The organism is Paenibacillus sp. PL2-23 (genome assembly GCF_040834005.1).
Taxonomy (GTDB): Bacteria; Bacillota; Bacilli; order Paenibacillales; family Paenibacillaceae; genus Pristimantibacillus.
Map to the genome: position 1 here is coordinate 1,151,956 of NZ_CP162129.1, position 22,990 is coordinate 1,174,945.

Here is a 22,990-nt window from a genome sequence, read left to right on the forward strand (position 1 = left end):
TATCGGGGGAGCTGCGATATTTTATCGCGGCTCCTTTGGGTTTGAAGGAAAAATGAGGAAGACTGTCGAATAATCGGTAATGCCCATCATATCCATTTTATTCGACAAGGGGAAAGAGACATGAAGAACAAATTAATCGCCTTCATGGCAGCATTTGCGCTGCTTATGGCATGGGGCAGCCCCGCATATGCGGGGGAGTTCAAGACTTACGGTGAGGCGCTTCAAGAGCTTGGCCTCATCCAAGGCACGGATCAAGGGCTTAAGGAAGACGGGCAGCTGACCCGCGAGCAAATGGTTACGATACTGGCGCGACTCAACGAACGCGAAGGTCAAGCGGCGTTCACGCCGCCTTCCGTGCCGACGTTCTCCGACGTGCCGAAGACGCATTGGGCTTACGCGGATATCGAAAAGGCATTCCATTATGGCATTACAACAGGCATCGGTGGCGGCAAGTTCGGCATCGGCAATAAAGTGACGTATCAGCAGGCTGTTACTTTCCTTGCGCGCGTGGCAGGGTTTGAAATAGAATACGCCAACGCGATCCAGCAAGGCGCAGAGATCGGCATTGGCTTGTTCGCCGATAAGGAAGCAACGGCGAATCTGTACCGCGGCGATGTATTCGAGCTGATGTTCTGGACGCTCGTTCTTCCTGCCGACGAAGGGGGCGAAGAGCTGCTTATTCACTTCATCCCAACGGTTGATTCCAAGGTTAGGGATGCATTCTTGGAAAGCAGCATTGACTTATACTACAATCCAGTGGGAGCGTCCTTCCAATATTACGTGCAAGAGGATCTATACCAAGGGGATGACGAGTTCCTGTCGGAGGCATCCTCGAAGATGCATCAGTACATGACGGAAGTGGCGGACGTTATGTCCGCGTATGTAGGAATCGGAGAGGAAGTTGATTACGCCAGCTTCTTCAAAGCCGCTTCTGCGGGTGGAGACATCATCAACATGCCTTACGATTGGGCGCGCTACACCAACGAGTCCGAATATGGGGAATATGGCATTTGGGGAACAACCTACACCAAGCTTAACGCTGAAGGCGAGCTCTACGGAGCAGTGGAGGCTACTGAAGGCGGAGCTGATGAATCAGCCTCTCAACCGACCGTACGGTACTATGGTTCAGTTCAGGTAGACGGACGTTCTGTGGACGCTTATAACGTTCAACTGGAATATGAGCGCTACGACGGCCAGGTCGGCTATGTCCAGCTGTTCGTGCTGGTGGACGGCAAAGGCGTATATAAAGCAGCCGTAATCGGGTCCTTCGGTGATGGCGTTTATACGCGAAAATAAATAAAGAAAGAGACGAAGCCGCGGGCTTGATGGGCCTGCACGCTGCTTCGTCTCAAGAAAGCCGTTCGGGCCTTGGCCCGGACGGCTTTCTTAAGTTCTAAGGATATATAAGTTTTACACTTTATCTGAGCTTAGAATTCTCGGAATGAAACGCGCTGCGCCGCCAAGGACGGAGTCAGCCGTTTCACCTTGTAGTTATAGAATAACATTCTCACGTGGTTCGAACGCCACAACGCTAACGGACAAAAAATGCGCTTAGAGCTCGAATGTAGCGCTTTCCAGCCTGTAACGGGCAAACTTGACGCTTAGCCCTCCTAAACGCACCAACTTTATCTCAATTATCGTTCTAACATTCGAAAATGACCGTTACAACTTTGGATGGCCGAGTTGACTAGTCTAAAGGATTTTTTTGACCGTTAGAAGCCCGGTCGAGATGATGACTATGGCGAAAGTTTTTATCAATGACGCCGTCGGCCGTTTTTCTTGTGAGGGTTGTGGGCAGCTGGTTGGCGCAACAGCGACACGAGGTGTCGTTATGGAGGCGTCCGAGGTCACTTGGGGCGCGATAGCGACATGAGGTGTGGCTATAGCGGCGAAAGAGCAGCTAGTTGGCGTAACAGCGACACGAGGTGTCGTTATGGAGGCGTCCGAGGTCACTTGGGGCGCGATAGCGACATGAGGTGTGGCTATAGCGGCGAAAGAGCAGCTGGTTGGCGTAACAGCGACACGAGGTGTCGCTATGGAGGCGTCCGAGGTCACTTGGGGCGCAATAGCGACATGAGGTGTGGCTATAGCGGCGAAAGAGCAGCTGGTTGGCGTAACAGCGACACGAGGTGTGACTATAGCGGCGAAAGAGCAGCTAGTTGGCGCAGCAGCGACACGAGGTGTGGTTATATCTTTTTTTGTCACATCCGAGGAGTAGAAAAAGACAGTGTAACTGGCGGCGGGCATCGACACGGCTTTGCATTTCGTTGAGAGGTATCATGAAGTGGATTGGGTGATTGAAAATTCATCGAGGCTGGTGCTTGACTGGCAGAGGAGCCAGTGGAGAGCAAGCACCTCGACAGATACGTCACAAATACGCGCGCCGACAGGCGCATTTGAACGAAAAATCGTTCAAAGTGGCGCAGTAGCGCGCCCCCAAATGCCGCGGTTACACGACATCTCTTCCACATTGCACTGTGGCTGTCTTCTTAACTACATGGTGACGATTACATTGCCCCTCTTGCGTCCTGTATCGACATAACGGTGCGCTTCTGCTATACAATCCAGCGGATAACGCTTATCGATGACGGGCCGCAGCTTGCCAGACTGGAACAGCTCTTGCAGATAGACCAGATTTTGTTTGTTCTGCATCAGTCCGGCTGCGACGAACATTGCTTTGTGCCGACGGGAATTGGCCGTGAGCAGCATGTGCGCGGCAATGGAGATAGAGGGGACTGTAGTGAGGTAGATGCCCGCTGATGAAAGTGCGGCCCTGCACTCCCAATAGGAACGCTTGCCGACGGCATCGAAGATGACATCGTAGGTTCGGCCTTCGCGAGCGAAATCGGTCTGTGTGTAATCAATGACGAGATCGGCGCCTAGTGATTTCACCAAAGCCACATTCGCTCCGCTGCATACCCCGGTCACTTCCGCACCGTAATGCTTCCCCAGTTGAACGGCATAAGCGCCGACCGCCCCGGAGGCCCCGTTGATCAGTATACGCTGGCCAGCCCTTACCTTAGCCTTGTCGCGCAGGAACGTCAGAGCGGTAGGCGCCCCGTCGCTAATGGCAACGGCGTCCTCGAAGCTCATGCCATTCGCTTGCAGGATAAGGGGCGCCGTCTCCGGCAGGCACATATATTCCGCATGGGCGCCAAAGCTGGAGGGGCTGAGCCCCCATACATAAGTTAGGGCAGGACCTGTCATCCGTTATGGCTCCTATTGCTCGTTCTCGATAAAAAATATTTCCTCAACAGTCGCTCCGAACACCCGAGCGATGCGAAGCGCCAGCTCCAGCGAGGGGGAATAGTTGCCTTTCTCAATGGCGACAATCGTCTGCCGGGTGACACCCACTTGATCGGCGAGCTGCTGCTGAGTCATTTCGTTGTGGTGGAAGCGGAATTTGCGGACATGGTTGCCAATCAAGCTTTTTGCCATATTAAACTCCTTTGCGATAGTAATAAAGCTGCGAAGCGTGGTCCGTCACTTCAGTCAGGAAGCCGGAGAAGATGAGAATAACGAACATTGTGCCTGGCGCCATTCCGGCAGCAATAGAGACCATAGCCAGAATGAAGCCGATAGCGAACGTATAATGGCTGTTTCTTGTCGCTTTGAGCTCAATCAACTGGTCAAGCTCATCCGCGAAGCTCGGCTCATCTTCGTTGGTCGCTATTTTGTGAACGATGGAGAAGCTGATGGAGATGATGATTCTAGCGGCGATTGAGACAGGAATGAGGAGCAGAATGAATAAGGCCCAGAAGCGGTAGGGACTGTCGGGATCGGGAGTCCCGAAGGGCGAGTACTGGTACACATACAAGCTGTAAAGACTAATGATCACAAATGAGCTGATAAGCGAGACAATATTTTTTTTCTCCTGGATGGACATCACGGCCGCCTCCACAATTAGAATACTAAACTAATCATAATGTATGATAAACCAATCAGTATGTCAAGTTAACTTTACACTATTGTAAAATACCTCGTTCATCTCCATCCTAGTGAACACTATGAAGGAAGAAGGTTGTTATGGAAGCAGATTGCCCCTTATGGAAACGCCCAAAATATGAAACAATGATGATGATGCTCCTTGAATCGGTCGCATTCGAATATAATGGAGCAAAACCTGCGAGACAGATAGGATGAATGACTATGTTCAGGCTGCTTGCCAGAAGCATCAGAGACTTCTATGGCTCATACCGTAAGCTGCTCTTTTTTGAATATATATACATGCTGCTGACCAGCTTCGTAATCGTTCCCGTTATTACGTTTATTTTTAACCGTATATTAATGGTTATTGGCTCCGGCTCGCTGCTTAACAACGAGGTCTACCGGCTTGGGTACAGCTACGAGGGTGTAATCGGACTGACGATGATTGGGATGGTCTCATCATTTGCGCTGTTCATCGAGCTGTGTGTGTTAATTATTATGGTGCAGCAGCATTATTTCGGCAGGGATATCGCGATTATTGACGCCCTCCTGACAACGCTGAGACGGACGCCCCGCTTGCTGGGCTTCGGTGTGGTTCAGCTTGTGTTTTTTTTGCTGCTGCTGATTCCGTTTATTGATTCGCCGCTGTCGGCGTCATTCTACGCGCTGTTCAATGTCCCTATCTTTCTGCAGAGCCGGGTGCTGGACGCGTCGTTTGCCATGACCGCCTTGTACGCCCTGCTAGTCATTGCGCTGCTGTATACGGTGCTTCGTTGGATCTTTGTTCTTCACTTTATTGTACTGGAGGGCAAAAAAATATCCGAGGCCATTCGCAGCAGTCTTGCGCTCACACGCGGACGTCAGCTCCAGCTGTTCCTTTGGCTGTTTCTGCTGAACGCCGTCATTATTGGAACAGGCTTCGCCGCGATCTCTTCGCTGTCCTACCTGCCAGCTTGGCTGGACAACAACGTGCTCAAAGCGTTCTCCGATCATTATTCGCTGACGCTCACAACGATATTGACCTACATGTTCGCCCTGCTGCTGATGCCGATTAATATCATCTTCCTTACGCGAGTGTACTACAATTTCTCCCGCAGGCAGGGCAAGCTGCCCATAGACCGGACGGGAATCTACAGAAGCGCTCTCGGACGGCTGGAGGGACGCATATCGTCCTATTTGCTGGAGCGAAAGCGAACGCGGCTATTATACGTCTCCGTCGCGGCTCTCTACTTGAGCCTGGCGTTGTTCGTCGGCTTCAAATCGCATGACAGCCTCATCTACGCCAAGTGGAGCGTGCTGATCTCCGCCCATCGAGGCGACATCACAACCGCGCCGGAAAACTCGCTTCCCTCTGTGCGGGACGCTATTGACAGAGGCATTCAATCGGTCGAGCTCGATGTGCAGCTGACCAAGGACGGCATCGCCGTCCTGAATCACGATTACGATCTGAAGCGCATGACAGGCTATGCTGTGCGCGTGCCGGAATTGACGTATGAGGAGTTAAGCCAGTATTCCATTGGACGGGACGAAGAGGGGAACCCGATCCCCATCCCGATGCTTAGCGAGGTGCTTGCGGAGGCTCAAGGGCGGATTAAGCTGCTGCTGGATCTGAAGCCTTACGGTCCGGGAGAAGAGCTTGTGCAGGAGGTTGTATGGATCGTGCAGCAGTTCGAAATGGAGGAGGATGTGTATATTCAATCCTTCGACAAAGAGACGCTGCGCCATATTCGCGCGATTGCTCCTGATATTAAGATTGGTCAAATCTTATATTTTGCCCTGGGCGATCTAACGGCGCTGGACGTGGATTTCTATACGATTGAGAAGGTGATGCTCACGGAGCAGCTCGTCGAAAAGGCACATGCGAACGGCCGTGAGATATGGGTGTGGACGGTGAACAGCAGGAGCAACATGCTGGAGGTGCTAAAGTTCCAGGTGGACGGCATCATTACGGATGACCCAGCTCTCGCGCAGTCGCTTGTTGAGGTGGATCTGTAAGCTTGCGCACCTTCAACAGCCAAGGAGAAGGAGCTCCCCCTGACTGGCGGAAGCTCCTGGGCTGCACCTCAGCTTACGTCCACCGAGCTGCCCACAGCTTCATCTCCTTCAGAATGCGATGCAGGTCCTTGCCCTTAGGCGTCAGCGTATATTCGACAGTGACGGGCACCGTGGGGAACGCCTCGCGTTCCAGCACGCCGCGCTCCTCCAGATGACGGAGCGTGCTCGTCAGTGCGCGAGGGCTGATGGCGGGTATGAGCTTCTGCAGCTCGCCGAATCTTCTCGTACCGGAGAACAGCTCTCTCAGCACGAGGAAGGCCCACTTGCCACCCAGCACGTCCAGCGTTTTTTCGATGTTGCAGTCAATGACGACAGGCTCTTTGGGGATGTAATTGTTATTTGCGCTCATTGGGATGATCACCTCGGATTCACATAGTTACCTTTAGTATAGTTGCTATCTCCATGATGATAAAGTGATAATGTTTTCACTACTTTCGCAATTCGAAAACGTTTACTAAAATAAAAGGGCAGGCTATTCGAGAGGAGAAGATGAGAGATGCAATATAGAAAATTAGGCAAAAGCGGACTGAAGGTCAGCGAAATCAGCTTGGGCAGCTGGTTAACGTACGGTGGATATGTGGAGCGCGAAAATGCGGTAAAATCGATTCAGACAGCATATGGCCTCGGCATCAACTTCTTCGACACGGCGAACGTCTACGAGAAAGGCGCGGCCGAGCTTCTGATGGGCGAGGCGCTTCACGCGTTCCCGAGGGAATCCTACGTCCTCGCGACAAAGGTGTTCTGGCCAATGGGCGACGGACCGAATGACCGCGGTCTGTCTCGCAAGCACGTCATGGAGCAGTGTCATGCCAGTCTGAAGAGACTCGGCGCCGACTACGTGGATATCTACTACTGCCATCGCCACGATCCCGAGACGCCGATGGAGGAGACGCTGCGTGCTCTGGACGATCTTGTTCGCCAAGGCAAGGTGCTCTACGTGGGCGTAAGCGAATGGACGGCGACGCAAATGGCGGAGGCGCACGCAATCGCGGACCGCTACCTGCTCGACCGAATCGTGGTGAACCAGCCGGTGTACAACATGTTCAACCGCTATATCGAGAAGGACGTCATTCCTTACGGCGAGCGCGGCGGCATCGGACAGGTCGTCTTCTCGCCGCTCGCGCAGGGTCTCCTGACGGGTAAGTACAGCTCCGTGAACGACTTGCCGGAAGGCAGCCGCGCAGCTAAGCTGGACAATATGCGCAAGGGCGTAACGGAAGAGAAGATTGCCAAAGTGCAGGAGCTCTCCAAAGTAGCTGCGGAGCTGGAGCTGTCGGTCGGACAGCTGGCGCTGGCCTGGATTCTGCGCCAGGGGAACGTCAGCAGCGCGCTTGTCGGTGCGAGCCGTCCGGAGCAGGTGGAGGAGAACGCCAAGGCATCCGGCGTCAAGCTTGACGACAGTGTGCGGGATCGAATCGAGCAAATTCTCGCCTAGGCGCGATTACTGAAGCTGAAGGAGCAGCATATGCCGCATGTGCAGGATGTGCAGTATAGGATGTGCAGCATGTGCAGGATGCGCCGCAATTGACCAAGGACTGCACGACTTAACGAAGCAAGCCCCCGTTTCTTGTTCTTCTGATGAACAAGAGACGGGGGCTTTTCTGCATGATGGGCCGGGCTGCGGAATAGGTTAGGTAATAGCAGGGGAGGTGTACACGTTGAACGGAAGAGGATGGTTGAAGCTGGCCGGCTTAATATCCGCCATCGTGCTCCTCGATATTATGCTGCTGTCTCCGGGCTTCGTCGGACTCTCAATCGGCAGAGGCGATCCGCTTGAAGCGGCGACGGCCGTAACCGCGCTTGTCATGAGCTTCGTCGTGCTGATCTATGGCTGCCGCGCCTTGCTGTTCCCGTCTGCGATGAAGCCCCCTGACGCCAGGACGTATTCCCGCGAGGACTTTCTGAAGCTCTTCGGCTCATTCCGAGGCTTGAAGGCTTACAGGAAAGAAGCTGACGCCGCAATGGAGCAGCTAAGGCGCCTGGATAAGAAGAAGTCCGCGCTGCATGAAGTGCTGGGAAGGCGCTTCGAGCCGTCAGAGCTCAGTCACCGCAAATTCACGGGAGCTATTGAAGAGGTCGAGGGTCTGTTCTATCTCCATCTGCGCAGCATGCTTCATAAAATGTCGGCTGTTCATGCTGCCGAGATCGCCTCCCCGGACGCTGCTAGTCCACATCGCTCACCTCAGCTTATTCAGGCGAAGACAACCTTATACCAACAATATGTTGTATACGTGACCGGCTGTCTGAGCGCGAACGAAGGCATCCTTCTCAAGCTGGATCAGCTGCTGCTGGAAATCACGAAGCTGAATCTGGCGGATCATCTCGATGTGATGGAGATGCCATGCATGAAGGAGATCGATGCGCTGATCAACCAGACGAAGCGGTATAAGCCATGAGAGGAGGGAGAGAATGGGAGGCCGAGGCAGAACGGTAATGGTGCTGAGCCTAATAGCTTGCGGGGTGTTCGTGCTGGTCTATTACGGCATTCGGCTGACGAGCGATTGGGGAAAAACAAGGACGCAGGTTACGGCAGAGGATGCAGCCGAGCGGCTGGATGACTTGTATGGCGATATCCGGGTAACGGTCGAGGAGCCCGTGAAGGGGGCTATCGACTTGGACCCGGCGGTGGTGGGCGATACGCTCCCTGATATATCGAAGTTTCCGGTATCGGTGGCGAATACAACAGAGCTGTATGCCGAAATATTTTCCTCCACGGAGAAGTCCGGCTCGGGCAATGACGGTTGGCTGAACGAGGTGGCTGAGGCGTTCAACCAAGCCGGGCTTAAGGTGAACGGAACGGCTGTGTCAGTCCGAATCCGCAATATTGCCTCCGGCACGGCCGCGGATTACATACGCTCCGGCAAGTATGTCCCTGACGGCTTCACGCCCTCGAATGAGCTGTGGGGCGAGATGGTGAAGGCGCATGGCATGGAGACAGAGCCCATCGCAGACCGTCTTACCGGCAATGTGGCGGGTGTGGTCACCGGCAAGGCCAAGTATGAGGAGCTGATTGGCAAATACGGCGCGCTGAACGTCAAGACGTTAACCGACGCGATAGCAGGCAACGAGCTGGCCATGGGCTATACGGACCCCTTCGCCAGCTCGACGGGGCTCAACTTCCTGGTGACGGCGCTCGATACGTTCGGAGGCGGCGACTTGCTCGGCGAGAAGGCGGTGCAAGGCTTCGAGAAATTTCAGGCGAATGTGCCGTTTATCGCGTCCACCACGCTTCAGATGAGAGAGGCGGCAGGGAGCGGGATGCTGGACGCTTTCGTGATGGAGTTCCAGACGTTCCGCAATGCAGCCGACCTGCAAAGCGGGTATGTGTTCACGCCCTTCGGCGTTCGGCATGACAGTCCGCTGTACGCGCTTGGAAAGCTCTCGCCGGAGAAACAGGACATTCTTCGTTTGTTTGCGTCATTCGCCTCGGATGAGGCGTATCAGCGGCTGGCGGAGGAGAAGGGTTTCAACGGGCTCGATGACTACCGGACAGAGCTGCCCGGCGTGGACGGGAATACGCTGGCCTCTGCCCAGAAGCTGTGGAAGGAGAAGAAAAACGGCAGCAAGCCAATCGCCGCCGTCTTCGTGACCGATGTCTCGGGCAGCATGGACGGGGAGCCGCTGAATCGGCTCAAGGAGTCGCTTCTGAACGGACAGAAATATCTGGGCAGGGAGAACAGCATTGGCTTGGTCTCCTATTCCGATGATGTCACCATCCATCTGCCTGTCGGAAGGTACGACGCCAATCAGCAGTCCATGTTCGTCGGTGCCGTCAACAGTCTGACGGCAGGCGGCGGCACAGCTACCTTCGACGGCATTGCGGTCGCGATGAAGCTGCTGAGGGATGAGCTGGCGAAGGATGCCGGAGTCAAGCCCGTTATCTTCGTCCTGAGCGACGGGGAGACGAACAAGGGGCATTCGCTCAGCGAGATCAGGGGGCTCATCGAGACGTTCGAAATACCGATCTACACAATCGGCTACAACGCCAACATCGAGGCGCTTGCCAGCATATCGGGCATCAATGAAGCTGCCAGCATCAATGCGGACACGGAGGATGTCGTGTACAAGATCGGACAGCTGCTTAATGTTCAGATGTAAGAGGTACAGCATTATTTTGGATGGAGGAGGGGCTAACGCATGTCGTTTACAATGGAAGTGATCAGTCCGGAGGAGCTGAAGACGGCTATAGAGGAGGAAGTGAAGCCGGAGCCGGAGGAGGTGAAGCAGCTGAAGCAGCTTGCTCTGACCAACGTCGCGGCTATTCTGGAGCTGGAACCGGATGCGTTCGAGAAGCGGAATGCGATCCTCGGGGCTATGGACAGCTTCGGGATCAGCACGATGCGGTCTTCCTCGGACAAGAACAACCTGCTGCAGGTTTCGGTCGCAAGCCTGGCCAAAACAGGGGACGACGGGGGGCAGGTGGCGAGAGGGCTGACCGAGCTTCATCATCAGCTGAAGGATCTGGATCCGAGCGCCATTGATTTTGCCAAAAGCGGCTTGTTCGGCAAATTTTTTCACCCGCTGCGGAGCTACTTCGCGAAATACCAGAAGGCGGATGAGGTCATCTCGGACATTATCGTCTCCCTCGACAGGGGCAAGACCGTGCTGCGCAACGACAATACGACGCTGGAGATCGAGCAGCAGGCTCTTCGCGAGCTGACCAAGAAGCTGCAGAAGGAAATTCAGCTCGGCCTGCTGATGGACGAGGAAATCGAGCGACAGCTTGGAGACGCCAGGATGAGGGGAGAGACGGAGGATAAGCTTCGCTTCATCACGGAGGAGGTGTTGTTCCCGCTTCGCCAGCGCGTCATGGACCTGCAGCAGATGCTGGTCGTGAACCAGCAGGGCATTATGGCCATTGAGGTCGTCATGCGCAATAACAAGGAGCTTATCCGGGGCGTGGACCGGGCGAGAAACGTAACGGTGTCGGCGCTCAAAATAGCGGTGACGGTCGCTAGCGCTCTCTACAATCAGCGCATCGTCCTGCAGAAGATCGAGCTGCTGAACCAGACGACGGATATGCTCATCAGCGGCACCTCGCGTATGCTGAAGGATCAGGGAGCTGCTATCCACAAGCAGGCTCTGGAGTCGAGCGTATCGGTGGAGACGATGAAGCAGGCGTTCACGGACGTGCTGGCGGCGCTGGAATCCATCAGCACCTATAAGCAAGAGGCGCTTCCTCGCATGCGGGAGACGATCATGCAGTTCAGAGAGCTTGCCGACAGCGGCGAGGGACAGATCCGGAGGCTGGAGAAGGGGCAGCGCTTGGGGCTGTAAGTGAAGCGGTAAACGGAAATGCGGCAGCCTGGGACCGGAGGAGCGGTCCTGGGCTGCCGCGTTTTGTTTGGTCTATTGGGAGGTCGAACGGGTGGGGGGAGGAGCTCTGAGTGAGACATGCTCGTGTGCAGCTGGAAGGTTAAGTCATCAGGCAGGTGAGCGGCAGTTCATTTGGTAATGAACGGTTGGGTAAGCTGTTGGTTGGTAGATTGTGGAGTATGAAGCGTGAGTGGGGTGAGAGGGCCGGTGCAAAGTGATGAATCATGCAAAAACTCTAAGGCCCCTAATTAAATTGGAGTCCTTGTCCCCAATAATCTACAATGAAATGAGGGAGATGATTGGGATGAGGAAACGGATGAATGAGGAGACCAAGGTGAGGATCGTCAAGGAGGCGATCTCTGGTGTGAAGGTGGGCGTATTGGCTCGATTGTACGACTTGCACCCGGAAACGGTTCGAACATGGGTAAGGGAACATCGGGAGTCTATCCCTCCTGAAGAGATTCCCTTGACGGATGAGCATCTGGAAGAGCTCAAGCGACTTCAAGATGTGGAAGATCGCTATGAAAAGGCCATTAAAGTACTTGGCGAGAAAGAGCTGGAAATTGAGATTCTGCGTGATCTCCTAAAAAAGAAGAACCCCGCTTACCAGAAAGACTTGAAGTAGCAGAACCATTCATTAAGCGGGGAGAGGCAGCAGCATTGGTTCTTCGTATTCTAGATATCTCGGAATCCACGTACTACGCACGTAAGAAAAGAGAAGTTCAGCCTACGCCATCAGCTGCTACAGGCCGAAGAGGACGGCCGCTTCCTGGCCATACCTACACGTTCTGCGGCATACCGAAGAGTGACGAAGAGATCAAGGAAAGGCTCATGGAACTTGTGGAAGGGGAGGAGCACGTGTACGGCTACAAGATGCTCACCGAGTGTCTGCGTGATGACCCTTACAAGCTCAAGATCAACAAGAAGAAGGTCTACCGCCTCTGCAAAGAGCTCGGCATCTTACAGAAGGCGTGGGACCGCAAATCACACCATCCGCGGAGACTGCCAAAGAACCGTCTCATCACAGGTCGCAACCAACTTTGGCAAATGGACATCAAGTACGGGTATGCCATCGGCGTCGAACGATTCTTTTTCGTTCTGTCCATTATTGATGTGTTCGATCGCGTTGTGGTTGGACAGTACAGAGGGGCAGCTTGTAAAGCCAGTCACGCTGTACAGACGCTTAATCAGGCGCTGCAGGACCGCATAACGGAAGGAGAACCGATGCCCGTAATTCGCACCGATAATGGCCCGCAGTTCGTCAGCCAACTGTTTGGGGACGGGCTGAAGCGGTTCTCTTCCAATTTGGAGGCACCGTAGAGCTTGGGGGACTATATATACGCCTGTTATCAAGGGAACAATTGGCTTAAAGAGAAGTTTCTTCTATACTTGAGGGTATCACTGTAAAGGCAGGTATAGGAGATGAAGATGAAGCTATTATACGCCGTATCGGCTATCCTTGTTGTGGCGTGGCTCGGCGTGACGGCTGGGGTGGTTATGCAGTTTTCGGCGGAGCGGGAAGAACGGTTGGCGCGTGCAGCTGCGTCCATGGATAATCAAGCATCCGCTCGGCAAGAGGGATTGGAAAAGGGGTCGGAGAGAATGGCGGAGGAGCCCGAGGAGCTCCAGTTCGTCAAGACAGAGGAATACGGCAAGCGCATGATCGACTTTACGTTAGAGGATCAGCACGGACAAAGCCTGACCGTTTCGGCATCGAGCGGCAAGCCGAAGCTTATCAATTTCTGGACTTCCTGGTGTCCCGGCTGCAAGAGCGAAGCGGATGATTTGAATCGCATCTATGAGAAATACAAGGATGAGCTGGAGATCGTATCGGTTAATATTACGGAGAACGACAGCATGGAGGAGGCGCTTGCGTTCATGGAGGACTACCAGCTGCAATTGCCTGTGTTGTTCGATCTCGACAGCGTCGTTTCCGGCGATTATTCCATTATTGCGATTCCGACGAATTATTTTATCCGGGCGGATGGTACGATTCAGACCGTGACATACGAGCTCAGCGAGCAGAACGCCGAGCCTTTCCTACAGGAGCTGCTGGAGAGCGGGCAATGAAGGCTGTAATCCAAGCAAGAGCCGCTTACGCCGGCGCGGCCATCATCGTCATGGCCGCCGGTTTTATCTCGCGTGCGGAGTCGGATCGCTTGCCGCCATTTGTCGCCTCCCACTTCGGGGATGCGCTATGGGCCGCGATGATATATTGTGGGATGCGCGTGCTGCTGACGCATAAACCGCGCGTGTGGGCGTTGATCCTAAGTTTGTTATTTTGCTTTTCCATTGAGTTCAGCCAGCTCTATCAAGAGGAATGGATCGAGAATGTCAGGGCTACCCTGCTGGGCGGACTCGTGCTGGGCCATGGGTTTCTTGCTGTTGATCTGCTCAGATACGCCGTAGGCATCCTCCTCCTATATGGCGTCGATCACTACTTGACGAGATGGTATCGCCTCCGCATGGCCGCCTTGCGTTAGATGTTGCTATGACCCCGTTTACATGCGGTTATAATCGTTGCTACCATTAATGATACACCACGCGAAAGAAGGGATTAGCATCATGGCTCACAACTCGTTAATGCAGGCTTACAGTGAAGCGCAGTATCCTCTGCTGGGGCATGGCACAAGAAATATTCAGGTACTGAAGGAAGCTCTCCATGCATGCGACGGAGACTTGGACAGCGATATGTACGGTACGGGCAGGATTATAGAGGATTATGAGTCGAAAATGGCGGCAATGCTGGGCAAGGAAGCGGCGGTGTTCTTCCCAAGCGGCACAATGGCGCAGCAGATTGCATTGCGGATCTGGAGCGACGATGCAGGGAGCAAGAAGGTGTCATACCATCCTGCCTGCCATCTTGAAATTCATCAATATCGCCCAGGATACTCCCGTCTTCTATAAGCGGGGGAGGAATGGGCGTCCGGCATTAGCCGGAATGATATTTGGTGTGTTCTTGTTCTCCCTACTATGCTAAAATTAGCATAGCGAGGAGGCGAACGTATGATCGTTACCGTGACGGCGAAAATCAAAATCAAACCGTCAGAAAGTCAAATGATGGCCCTGCAACAAACGATGATTGCTTATCGTCAAGGCTGTAATTTTGTCTCTGCCCTTGTGTTTGAGACGAGCGAGCGCCGGCAGTCTGCCCTGCACCGAATGACGTATCGAACCCTGCGCAGCACGATGGGCCTGCGCTCTCAAATGGCTCAGTCGGTATTGAAAACGGTACGGGCTAAATACAAGACCATCTTGAGCAGCGGACATGCTTGGACACGCGTACAATTTAAGAAGCCGGAATACGATCTCGTCTGGAGACGGGATTACTCGCTAAGCGCAAAGCTATTCTCCGTCAATACGCTGCAAGGCCGCATTAAGATTCCCTTCGAAGCCAAAGGAATGGAGACTTATTTCGACGGCACATGGACATTCGGTACAGCCAAGCTGGTATGCAAAAAACAGAAGTGGTTTTTGCATATTCCAGTGTCTAAGGAAATGGCCTCTCCTGAGCTTAAGGAGATTGAACACGTTGCAGGGATTGATCTGGGCATCAACTTTGTAGCTACGGTGTATGACACCGAGGGGAGAACGCTGTTTTTTCGGGGAAGGGGACTGAAACACAAACGAGCAAACTACCAACGATTGCGTTCCGAGCTGCAACGCAAACAAACGGCTTCGTCCCGCCGCAGGCTGAAGCAAATCGGAGAACGAGAAAACCGTTGGATGACCGATGTGAACCATCAGGTCAGTAAGGCACTCGTTACCCGTTATGGGGCGAATACGCTGTTTGTGCTGGAGGATTTGACAGGGATCCGCCGCAGGGCGGAAAAGGCAAAGCTGAAGTATCGGTATGTGACGGTATCGTGGGCTTTCTATCAGCTGCGTCAGATGGTGACGTATAAGGCGAAGCTTGCAGGATCGATGGCGATAGCCGTGGATCCGAAGCACACCTCGCAGGCATGTCCCCTATGCCGCCACACGGTGAAAGAAAACCGGGATAAACACAGGCATCGCTTTCGTTGCCAGGCATGCAGATATACAAGCAATGATGACCGGATCGGCGCCATGAATCTCTGTCTGAAGGGAAGAGAGTACCTTCTTGAAGGTGCAGGCTTAGCATGACTAGGCTTGCAGGGCAGCTGTCAGTCTGCCCATCGGTAGGCAAAGGCTTACTAGAGGATGTAACACCACGTTCTTCGGAACGCCAAAAGATCGGAGTCGCAAGACGTTCGTACGATCGGGTTGTTATAAGCCCCCACTTCAAACGTTAGTTAAGTGGGGGTCATTGACGAACAGGATGGGCTCAGGGAGCTTCATCATCTGGAGCCGATTCTGCTCGCCGATCGGACTCGTCCCGTGCTGCTGCAGGACTTGATCGCAATGAAGGACGTGCCGGCATGTGTACTGCTTGAGCTGCCGCAGAGGGAGATTGGCGGTCAACTGCCCCAATATGCGGAGCTGGAGGCGATGTCGGCCTATTGCCGTGAGAGGCGAATCAAGCTGCATCTCGACGGAGCGCGTTTGTTCGAGGTGCTTCCGTATTACGGGAAGACGGCGCAAGAGGTGTGCGCATTATTTGACAGCGTATATATTTCGGTCTATAAAGGAATCGGCGGTGTAGTGGGAGCGATATTGGCGGGAAGTCGGGAGTTCGCGGATCGATCGAAGGTATGGAAGAGACGGCATGGCGGTGATTTGATCAGCCTATACCCTTACATTCTGGCGGCTGATTACTACATGGAGCAGCGTTTGTCCCGAATGGGGGAATATTACCAAGGGGCTAAGGAGCTTGCTGTATGGTACAATGGCTGCTGCTCTCTTCGGACAATCCCAACAGTGCCTGTATCCAATATGTTCCATGTACACTGTCATCGCAGCAAGGCGCAGCTGGAGGCCGCGATTATGGAAGCGAGCCGCGAGAGTGGAGTGGGCTTTGCCTCATCAGTGCGGGAACGCGAGGGCGGTGGCTCATGCTACGAGGTGAGCATTGGCGACAGATATGCTAAGGTGCCGAAAACGGTGCTCGAGCAGGCGTTTCAGGCGCTGGACCGAGAGCTGCGGAAGTTGGATGAAGCGGGAATACGGCCGACAATCTAATGAAATAGGTACTGCCCCGATGCTCCCTCAGGGATGGAATCGGGGCTATGGCAGCTAACGTGTCCACAGGCTGGCCGATCAGTCCCATCGCTTTTGCATACCATGGCATTTGCAGCAAATGATTCACCTCCACGAGCATTATATGGAGGCTTTAGTGGAGAGGGAACGGAGATGGGTTGGAAGCAGCCTATGTTCACCGATCACGGGACGTACATAATCGGCTTCAGCGTATCTAAAAAGCATATGGCGATTGCTCCGGAGAAGGCGGGCATCCAGCAGTTTGCTGATCTCATCGCACAAGCTGGCTATGATCGTACAGATCAGCTGATACGTGTTCCTTGGGAACGGGAGATGGAGTATTCCTTGCTTGAGCAACTGATCACGTTCAACATGATGGACAAGGCGGATTGTTCGACTTTTTGGAGAAGTTGAGAAATCCTCTATCGAGGCCTTTCAGAGATGAGCTTAGATGTAGGATTTATCGCCATAAATTCTGTGGAAATAAAGAAAGGGATTCTCCGATAGCCGGAGAATCCCTTTCTTGCAAGAAGGTGCTATTTGCTTAGCTTGATGCCTGCAAGCGGCTCGGCTTGCTTGATCGTGACGCCAGTTGTCGCTTCGAAATCGTACATCGCTTTGGCTGTCTCGGAGAAGCGGTCAAGCTCGTTGTAAGCGGGAATGCCGTGGTAGGCCATGTCGAGCCCTTCCTCCTCTTCTTCAACGGAAGCGCGAAGACCAACCGTAGCTTTGGCGATATAAGCAATGGCGATGCCTCCGGCAAAGCCCCATACGAGAATAACCAGTACGCCCAGCGATTGCGTAGCGAGCAGGCTGGCTCCGCCGCCCGAGAACAGGCCGGCCTCCCCATCGAACAAGCCAAGCGCGATCGTGCCGAATGCGCCGTTGAAGCCATGTACGGCAACAGCGCCGACGGGGTCGTCAACCTTCAGTCTGTCAATGAACAGTGTAGCCCCGATTACAATGAGACCCGCAACAGCTCCGATCAGGACGGACTGCCATTGATTGACGTAAGCGCAGCCTGCTGTAATCGCAACAAGACCGGATAAGGCACCGTTCATAACCATGCTGGGATCCGTCTTCCCGAACTTGAACATTGTAAACAGCATGGAGGAAGCTCCGCCAGCGGCAGCTGCCAGCATCGTGTTAAGGGCGATGGCGGACAACATGGCGTCGCCTGCGTTCAATGTGCTGCCTGCATTGAAGCCGAACCAGCCGAACCAAAGCACGAATACGCCGGCAGAAGCAAGCGGAATATTGGATGGAGCGAATACGTTGACACTGCCGTCGGTGTAGCGGCCCTTGCGGGGGCCGAGTATCCAGGCAATCGCGAGCGCAGCCGAGCCGCCAAGCAAGTGGATGACCGCGGAGCCAGCGAAATCCTTCATGCCCATCTGCGCCAGCCAGCCATCGGAGTTCCAAACCCAGTGTCCTGAAATGGGGTAAAGGATCATGGTAATAAAAGCGGCAATCAGCACATACGCTTTGAAATTCATTCGTTCCGCAACGGCGCCGGACACGATGGAAATACAAGCGATCGCGAAGCCGAGCTGGAATAACACATATGCGGCGGCCGGGAGGTCAATGGCGAGCTGGATTTTCTCCGGCGAGCCGAAGAGCGATGTGCCGATGAACCCGCCCTTATCGTCTCCGAACATGAACCCGAAGCCAATCGCCCAGAAGGCGAGAGTGCCGATCGTCAGATCGACAAATATTTTCATAGTGACATTCACCGCGTTTTTGGTGCGCACGAGTCCGGCCTCCAGCAAGCTGAAGCCGCCTTCCATGAATAGGACCATAGCCGCTGCGAGGACGACCCAAATTGTGTTTAAATGAATAGCTTCAACCATAGCGGATTACCTCTCTTCCTTGATAGGGCGAAGCTCGTCGATCGTCTCGTCAACGAGGCCTGTCCGAATGTTGTATGCCTGTTCAACCGAAGTAATAAAAATTTTGCCGTCGCCAGCCTCTCCTGTCTGAGCCGCGCCTATAATGGTCTGCACAGTCCGCTCCACCATAAAGTCGGAAATAACGATCTCCATTTTGACCTTTGGATGCAAGCTCATCGTGAAGTTGCGTCCGCGATAAATGCCGCTGCGATCCTTCTGCATCCCCCGTCCAACCACTTGATTAACGGTAAAAGCCGTAACGCCTATCTCATGCAGCGCTTTTATCGTGTCGTGAAGCTTCTGTGGCCTTAGAATGGCTTCGATTTTCTTCATACGCATACCCTCCATGTCATCTATCATGCAATGAAAAGCTTGATTTCGTTGTGCAACACACACAATTGGTTGTACATTATATACAAAATACATGTAATAATATCTCACATCATTAACTATTCGTCAATATATTCGCTAAAAATCTATCTTCAAACGTCTATTTGATTGAAAGGGTTGAATTAGCGTTAGATTACATGTCATGTGAGATTAAGAGGCGACATAGGAAGGGGTTAACTTGCTGGTGAATTGGAAAGTTGTAGAATTAACACCAATACCTTCGACATTTCCCGGGGAATGAACGATGTAAAATTTTTAGGGAATGTCGATTTTACCCCTTTAATAATCGTCGAATGATAGCGGGGCTTAGAAGTGATGCTTGCGGCGGATGGTCATCCTTGCTGCGATTGAACGGGCTAGAGTGTTAGATGGAGCACCGATTGGGTGTGCATGCACAATATAGGAGGGGTGTCGCTTTTTAGACCGGCGCCCGTTGTCGAACGAAATCAAGCGGCCGGCTGTCGCGAAGGTGATTGCGGTGATTGATTGGAGCTTGGCAATACATGATGCTCTTGGCTGTAACTGTTGGAGGAGCTGAAGATTTAGAGATTCTGAGGGGACTATCCTTGTCTGCCTATTGCTATATAAGAGACCTCGGCATTTGGTGAATGATAAATATGATGCGGTCATCTCGTCGCCGAAGCTTGCAGCAAATAGAAGTGCCAGGAACGTCTAAATGAGCTGGGACTGGGCTTGGGGAGTAAATAGAAGTGCCAGAAACGTCTAAATGAGCGGGGACCGGGGTTTGGGAGCAAATAGACGTGCCAGAAACGTCTAAATGAGCTGTGACGGAGGTTTGGGAGCAAATAGACGTGCCAGAAACGTCTAAAAGAGCTGGGACGGAGGTTTGGGGGTAACGTCAAGAATATTGTGTAGTAGGTTTTTCCATCGGGACGATGGATATGTTTTTGTTTTAATGGGTGGTGGTTTGCTGGGGGGCTCCGCCCCCCAGCAAACCACCGGTCAGCGTCTTACATTTCTTCCTTCGTTCGCAACGAGCCGTACCGTGACATAAACATTTCTTCAAAGACAGCCTTGGTTTCCGGATCTGCAAATCCACGGATGGCTCTGCCGAACCACTTCTCGTTATAGCCTGTCGCTTGCAGGTAAATGATCTTCTCGGCGGATTCAATGTTTGTCAGGCTATTCATAGGCTTTAGCCTTTTGCGTAGCTCCTTGTTCATGCGCTCAATTGCATTCGTAGTATAGACCGCATACTGCACCATCGGTGGATACTTGTAGAAGGTGAGCAGCGTGGAGAGCTGTTCTTCCCAGGAAGCTACTTCCCGGGGATAGCGCTTGCCCCACGTTGCTTTAAAACCGTCAAATACGGCTTTTGCGACATCTCCATCAACTGCGGTATACACCTGCTTTAAATCATCTAGAAATTCAGTTTTGTCGGAAACACGGATCTTGGGAAACGTCGCACGAACCTTATGCACGACACAATGCTGCACATCGGCTTTGGGGTAGATCTTGCGAAACGCTTCTTCAAGCCCTGGCAGTCCGTCAAACACGCCTAGCAACACGTCAGTAGCGCCACGGTTTTTGAGATCTTTAAGTACCTCCATCCAGCCGTTAGAGCTCTCATGGCCGCCAACGTCGAAGCCTAGGATCTGCCGGTAACCTTTTTCGTCAATGCCCATAATTAAATACACGACCTCACTGCTTACCGTGTTGCGTTTCAATTTGACGTACAGACCATCGAGATAAATGACAGAGTAACGCTGTTCGAGTTGGCGTGTCCTCCATTCATGAATGTCCTCCATGACGGTTTTGGTGATGTTGCTGATGGTCGCTGGTGAGTACTGGCTGCCAAACATGCTTTCAATGAAATTAGCCACCTCACGCGTGCTCATACCGCCTTTGTACATGTGTATGATTGCTTCTTCCAACCAACCTTCTCGGCGTTGGTACGGTTTAAACAAACTTGTTTGGAACTTGCCCTTACGATCGCGTGGTACTTGAAGATCGTGGATCGTCCCGTAGCGAGTTTGAAAAGCGCGCGTATAGTGGCCGTTACGGCTGTTGCGCTCATGAGGCTGTTCAACCGTCAAGTAATTTTTAAGTTCTTCACGGAGCAGTAATTCCAGCTTCTCCTTCAACAGCTTCGTAACAGTATTTTCAAGTAGCTCATTAAACAGATTTTCGGGTATAGTAGTCATCGAGTAGGGTCCTCCTCTTGGTGATCTCAGCAATCCCGAGGATACCCTACTTTTTTTCGTTTTGGAAAGGACCAAAACTTGGTACACAACTTATTGTACGTCATCGTGTTTTGGAGCAAATAGACGTGCCAGAAACGTCTAAATGAGCTGGGACGGAGGTTTGGGAGTATATAGAAGTGCCAGGAACGTCTAAATGAGCGGGGACCGGGGTTTGGGAGCAAATAGAAGTGCCAGAAACGTCTAAATGAGCTGGGACGGGGGTATTGGAGCAAATAGACGTGCCAGAAACGTCTAAGTGAGCGGGGACCGGGGTTTGGGAGCAAATAGAAGTACCAGAAACGTCTAAATGTACTTGGACGGGGGTTTTGGAGCTCCACAGGAACGTCTAATGTCGGCGATCGATATTACAGCTCCATCTCATATGTGCCATCTTGCAACGTCCGTCACGTAAGTTAACGATAGAAATTATTTATGCAGGAAATTGTTCAATTGTGGTAAGTTTGTTATATCAATAACGAAAATTAGGAGAGATCTGGAATGAGAAAATGGCTGACCGTCGAAAACAGCTTCGTGGCGGCGGGGCTTGTCATCGTTGCTGCGCTGCTGCTGACAGAGACGTTTGTCGGCGTGGCGGACAATGGTGACTTCCTTCGCATAATGGGGTCGATCGGCCTTAATTATTATATGGAGGAGCCCTTCGAGGATCGGTTTTTCAACTATGCGCATTCGCTGTTTGCCTACGACACCTTCTTCAGGGGCTTTTATCCCTCAACTCAGCTGCTGCTGGTGTTCGCGGCCAGATGCATCGGTTATGTGCTGAACAGCGAGGCGTTTGATATAAGAGTGCTCGGTGCGATTTACGCCGCGTTGCTTCTTACAGCGGGTTTTGTGCTGGTGCGGCTCGTGCGGAGGAGGTCGGCCGCGGCAGGCGTTGTTCTGGCATTGCTGCTCCTGTTCGTGTTTTTCGACATTGGGTATTTGGCGTATTTCAACTCCCTGTTTGGTGAGCCGACGGCGATGGTGTCTCTGCTGCTGACCATGGCGCTAGGGTTGTATGTTACGGCGCAGGAGCGTCCTTCGCGTATGGCTCTCCTCTTGTTTTTCGCAGCGGTGTTGTTCCTGATTGGCTCCAAAACGCAAAATGCCCCGGTCGGCGTCGGCTTCGCGTTGCTGTTCCTTAGCTATGCGCGTCTCCGGGAGGATAAGCCCTGGCGCAGGCTGGCCTTGGTCTTGTCCGCATTCACCCTTGTCGTTTCCGTGGGGGTGTATGTGTTCGCTCCCAAGGATTTCAAGGACATTAACACCTACCAGACGGTGTTTTTTGGCATATTGAAGGACTCGCCGGATGTTGAAGGCGACTTGAAGGAGCTTGGCTTGCCTCAGCGGCTGTCGGTGCTGGCGGATACGAATTATTTCCAGGCGGGTACGGCAATCAAGCAGGATGATCCCTCGCTCAAGGCGGATTTCTATGACCGGATCTCGCATGGTGACGTGCTGCTGTTCTATGCGAAGCATCCCGGCCGGCTGCTGGCTAAGCTGGAGTATGCTGCAGAGCATGGCATGATGATTCGTCCCTATTATCTGGGCAACTATGAGAAGGCGGCAGGCAAGCCGCCGGGAGCCATGTCGTTTGCGTTCAGCGGCTGGAGTGAATTCAAGAAGCGCAGCCTGCCGAATGAGCTCTGGTTGATTGCCTTGTTTTTTGGACTGTATGGGGCGGCTGCGGTCTGGGAATGGACGCGGCGTAAGGACCGCAGGTCGCGTACGGCGATTGAGCTGTTCGTGCTGCTGGGGCTGACAGGGATGTTCAGCTTCGTCATTCCGATATTGGGAGACGGGGTGGCGGATCTCGCTAAGCATTTGTTCCTGTTCAATGCCGTGTTCGACATGATGGCGGTGTCGGCGGTTGTGTGGGTGGTGTATCGAGGCTCGCGGTTCATAGGTGGGAAGAGAGGCAGTCAGTAAGGTCGGTTCGCCGGCCGAATGGCTGTCTTTTTTTCTATCCTAATGCAAATGTATGCCGTCTCGCCAAGAGACTATGTAGCCCCGTAAACGTTGGGTCTATTGTCGGATCATGTCGGCGTTTATCGCTATCTGACGATGGTCATAATGGGGAGAAGAGCGATTTGC

The 22,990-nt window shown here is 53.1% G+C and carries 21 protein-coding genes and 1 pseudogene; 15 read left to right on the top strand and 7 right to left on the bottom strand.

The window, feature by feature from the left end; genetic code table 11:
* Positions 1-120: 120 nt before the first annotated feature.
* Positions 121-1,296, top strand: coding sequence for an S-layer homology domain-containing protein (locus AB1S56_RS04945; protein ID WP_340873315.1), 1,176 nt, complete (start codon positions 121-123; stop codon positions 1,294-1,296).
* A gap of 1,197 nt (positions 1,297-2,493) precedes the next feature.
* Here AB1S56_RS04945 and AB1S56_RS04950 read toward each other — a convergent pair.
* From AB1S56_RS04950 to AB1S56_RS04960, 3 genes are read right to left on the bottom strand one after another with little or no spacing between them, the layout of a single operon-like run.
* Positions 2,494-3,207 (bottom strand): NAD(P)-dependent alcohol dehydrogenase, encoded by a 714-nt coding sequence (locus AB1S56_RS04950; protein ID WP_340873312.1) that lies wholly within the window; start codon positions 3,205-3,207, stop codon positions 2,494-2,496.
* A 12-nt stretch (positions 3,208-3,219) separates the two neighbouring features.
* Complete coding sequence (locus tag AB1S56_RS04955) at positions 3,220-3,438, bottom strand: helix-turn-helix transcriptional regulator (protein ID WP_340873310.1); 219 nt, start codon at positions 3,436-3,438, stop codon at positions 3,220-3,222.
* A 1-nt stretch (position 3,439) separates the two neighbouring features.
* Positions 3,440-3,886 carry a hypothetical protein gene (locus AB1S56_RS04960; protein ID WP_340873308.1) on the bottom strand — a complete coding sequence of 149 codons (447 nt, stop codon included), beginning with the start codon at positions 3,884-3,886 and terminating at the stop codon, positions 3,440-3,442.
* 263 nt (positions 3,887-4,149) lie between these two features.
* Here AB1S56_RS04960 and AB1S56_RS04965 point away from each other — a divergent pair, with 263 nt between their 5' ends.
* On the top strand, positions 4,150-5,922 hold the full coding sequence (locus tag AB1S56_RS04965) for a glycerophosphodiester phosphodiesterase (RefSeq protein ID WP_340873306.1): 1,773 nt from the start codon (positions 4,150-4,152) through the stop codon (positions 5,920-5,922).
* Between the two features lie 73 nt (positions 5,923-5,995).
* On the opposite strand, the gene AB1S56_RS04970 is transcribed toward AB1S56_RS04965, so the two are convergent.
* The gene (locus AB1S56_RS04970) at positions 5,996-6,331 is read right to left on the bottom strand and encodes a helix-turn-helix domain-containing protein (protein WP_340873304.1); all 336 of its coding nucleotides are present in this window, start codon (positions 6,329-6,331) and stop codon (positions 5,996-5,998) included.
* Between the two features lie 147 nt (positions 6,332-6,478).
* On the opposite strand from AB1S56_RS04970, the gene AB1S56_RS04975 reads away from it, so the two are divergent.
* The 12 genes and pseudogenes from AB1S56_RS04975 to AB1S56_RS05030 form a co-directional block, all read left to right on the top strand.
* Entirely contained in the window at positions 6,479-7,417 is a 939-nt protein-coding gene (locus tag AB1S56_RS04975) for an aldo/keto reductase family protein (RefSeq protein ID WP_340873301.1), read from the top strand.
* A 223-nt stretch (positions 7,418-7,640) separates the two neighbouring features.
* Positions 7,641-8,378, top strand: a complete 738-nt coding sequence (locus tag AB1S56_RS04980; protein ID WP_340873300.1) for a hypothetical protein — start codon at positions 7,641-7,643, stop codon at positions 8,376-8,378.
* 13 nt (positions 8,379-8,391) lie between these two features.
* Positions 8,392-10,080 (top strand): VWA domain-containing protein, encoded by a 1,689-nt coding sequence (locus AB1S56_RS04985; RefSeq protein WP_340873298.1) that lies wholly within the window; start codon positions 8,392-8,394, stop codon positions 10,078-10,080.
* A 39-nt stretch (positions 10,081-10,119) separates the two neighbouring features.
* Positions 10,120-11,259, top strand: a complete 1,140-nt coding sequence (locus AB1S56_RS04990; RefSeq protein ID WP_340873296.1) for a toxic anion resistance protein — start codon at positions 10,120-10,122, stop codon at positions 11,257-11,259.
* Between the two features lie 343 nt (positions 11,260-11,602).
* Positions 11,603-11,923, top strand: a complete 321-nt coding sequence (locus AB1S56_RS04995) for a transposase (RefSeq protein ID WP_340873294.1) — start codon at positions 11,603-11,605, stop codon at positions 11,921-11,923.
* Between the two features lie 35 nt (positions 11,924-11,958).
* Positions 11,959-12,618 (top strand): DDE-type integrase/transposase/recombinase, encoded by a 660-nt coding sequence (locus AB1S56_RS05000; protein WP_340873292.1) that lies wholly within the window; start codon positions 11,959-11,961, stop codon positions 12,616-12,618.
* A gap of 108 nt (positions 12,619-12,726) precedes the next feature.
* The gene (locus AB1S56_RS05005) at positions 12,727-13,368 is read left to right on the top strand and encodes a TlpA disulfide reductase family protein (protein WP_340873290.1); all 642 of its coding nucleotides are present in this window, start codon (positions 12,727-12,729) and stop codon (positions 13,366-13,368) included.
* Positions 13,365-13,781, top strand: coding sequence for a DUF2809 domain-containing protein (locus tag AB1S56_RS05010; RefSeq protein WP_340873288.1), 417 nt, complete (start codon positions 13,365-13,367; stop codon positions 13,779-13,781). The genes AB1S56_RS05005 and AB1S56_RS05010 overlap by 4 nt, the downstream gene beginning before the upstream one ends.
* Before the next feature lie 82 nt (positions 13,782-13,863).
* Positions 13,864-14,205, top strand: a complete 342-nt coding sequence (locus AB1S56_RS05015; RefSeq protein ID WP_340873286.1) for a beta-eliminating lyase-related protein — start codon at positions 13,864-13,866, stop codon at positions 14,203-14,205.
* A 99-nt stretch (positions 14,206-14,304) separates the two neighbouring features.
* Positions 14,305-15,423: an RNA-guided endonuclease InsQ/TnpB family protein gene (locus AB1S56_RS05020; protein ID WP_367903433.1), complete on the top strand. Its 1,119-nt coding sequence runs from the start codon at positions 14,305-14,307 to the stop codon at positions 15,421-15,423.
* A gap of 153 nt (positions 15,424-15,576) precedes the next feature.
* A complete protein-coding gene (locus AB1S56_RS05025; protein WP_340873779.1) occupies positions 15,577-16,398 on the top strand; it encodes a beta-eliminating lyase-related protein in 822 nt (273 codons plus the stop codon).
* A gap of 165 nt (positions 16,399-16,563) precedes the next feature.
* Positions 16,564-16,830, top strand: a pseudogene (locus AB1S56_RS05030) (iron chaperone); the annotation flags it as partial.
* Positions 16,831-16,952: 122 nt separating this feature from the next.
* Here AB1S56_RS05030 and AB1S56_RS05035 read toward each other — a convergent pair.
* From AB1S56_RS05035 to AB1S56_RS05045, 3 genes are all read right to left on the bottom strand, one after another.
* Positions 16,953-18,266 carry an ammonium transporter gene (locus tag AB1S56_RS05035; protein ID WP_340873781.1) on the bottom strand — a complete coding sequence of 438 codons (1,314 nt, stop codon included), beginning with the start codon at positions 18,264-18,266 and terminating at the stop codon, positions 16,953-16,955.
* Positions 18,267-18,272: 6 nt separating this feature from the next.
* Positions 18,273-18,638, bottom strand: a complete 366-nt coding sequence (locus tag AB1S56_RS05040; RefSeq protein WP_340873782.1) for a P-II family nitrogen regulator — start codon at positions 18,636-18,638, stop codon at positions 18,273-18,275.
* Between the two features lie 1,028 nt (positions 18,639-19,666).
* Positions 19,667-20,860 carry an IS256 family transposase gene (locus AB1S56_RS05045; protein ID WP_340873819.1) on the bottom strand — a complete coding sequence of 398 codons (1,194 nt, stop codon included), beginning with the start codon at positions 20,858-20,860 and terminating at the stop codon, positions 19,667-19,669.
* Between the two features lie 537 nt (positions 20,861-21,397).
* Here AB1S56_RS05045 and AB1S56_RS05050 point away from each other — a divergent pair.
* Positions 21,398-22,825: a hypothetical protein gene (locus AB1S56_RS05050; RefSeq protein WP_340873176.1), complete on the top strand. Its 1,428-nt coding sequence runs from the start codon at positions 21,398-21,400 to the stop codon at positions 22,823-22,825.
* Positions 22,826-22,990: the final 165 nt, after the last annotated feature.

Bases quoted from the DNA above. Each gene is read 5' to 3' on its own strand.
- AB1S56_RS04945 (WP_340873315.1), top strand. From the start codon at position 121: ATGAAGAACAAATTAATCGCCTTCATGGCAGCATTTGCGCTGCTTATG.
- AB1S56_RS04950 (WP_340873312.1), bottom strand. From the start codon at position 3,207: ATGACAGGTCCTGCCCTAACTTATGTATGGGGGCTCAGCCCCTCCAGC.
- AB1S56_RS04955 (WP_340873310.1), bottom strand. From the start codon at position 3,438: ATGGCAAAAAGCTTGATTGGCAACCATGTCCGCAAATTCCGCTTCCAC.
- AB1S56_RS04960 (WP_340873308.1), bottom strand. From the start codon at position 3,886: ATGTCCATCCAGGAGAAAAAAAATATTGTCTCGCTTATCAGCTCATTT.
- AB1S56_RS04965 (WP_340873306.1), top strand. From the start codon at position 4,150: ATGTTCAGGCTGCTTGCCAGAAGCATCAGAGACTTCTATGGCTCATAC.
- AB1S56_RS04970 (WP_340873304.1), bottom strand. From the start codon at position 6,331: ATGAGCGCAAATAACAATTACATCCCCAAAGAGCCTGTCGTCATTGAC.
- AB1S56_RS04975 (WP_340873301.1), top strand. From the start codon at position 6,479: ATGCAATATAGAAAATTAGGCAAAAGCGGACTGAAGGTCAGCGAAATC.
- AB1S56_RS04985 (WP_340873298.1), top strand. From the start codon at position 8,392: ATGGGAGGCCGAGGCAGAACGGTAATGGTGCTGAGCCTAATAGCTTGC.
- AB1S56_RS04990 (WP_340873296.1), top strand. From the start codon at position 10,120: ATGTCGTTTACAATGGAAGTGATCAGTCCGGAGGAGCTGAAGACGGCT.
- AB1S56_RS04995 (WP_340873294.1), top strand. From the start codon at position 11,603: ATGAGGAAACGGATGAATGAGGAGACCAAGGTGAGGATCGTCAAGGAG.
- AB1S56_RS05005 (WP_340873290.1), top strand. From the start codon at position 12,727: ATGAAGCTATTATACGCCGTATCGGCTATCCTTGTTGTGGCGTGGCTC.
- AB1S56_RS05010 (WP_340873288.1), top strand. From the start codon at position 13,365: ATGAAGGCTGTAATCCAAGCAAGAGCCGCTTACGCCGGCGCGGCCATC.
- AB1S56_RS05015 (WP_340873286.1), top strand. From the start codon at position 13,864: ATGGCTCACAACTCGTTAATGCAGGCTTACAGTGAAGCGCAGTATCCT.
- AB1S56_RS05020 (WP_367903433.1), top strand. From the start codon at position 14,305: ATGATCGTTACCGTGACGGCGAAAATCAAAATCAAACCGTCAGAAAGT.
- AB1S56_RS05035 (WP_340873781.1), bottom strand. From the start codon at position 18,266: ATGGTTGAAGCTATTCATTTAAACACAATTTGGGTCGTCCTCGCAGCG.
- AB1S56_RS05040 (WP_340873782.1), bottom strand. From the start codon at position 18,638: ATGAAGAAAATCGAAGCCATTCTAAGGCCACAGAAGCTTCACGACACG.
- AB1S56_RS05045 (WP_340873819.1), bottom strand. From the start codon at position 20,860: ATGACTACTATACCCGAAAATCTGTTTAATGAGCTACTTGAAAATACT.
- AB1S56_RS05050 (WP_340873176.1), top strand. From the start codon at position 21,398: ATGAGAAAATGGCTGACCGTCGAAAACAGCTTCGTGGCGGCGGGGCTT.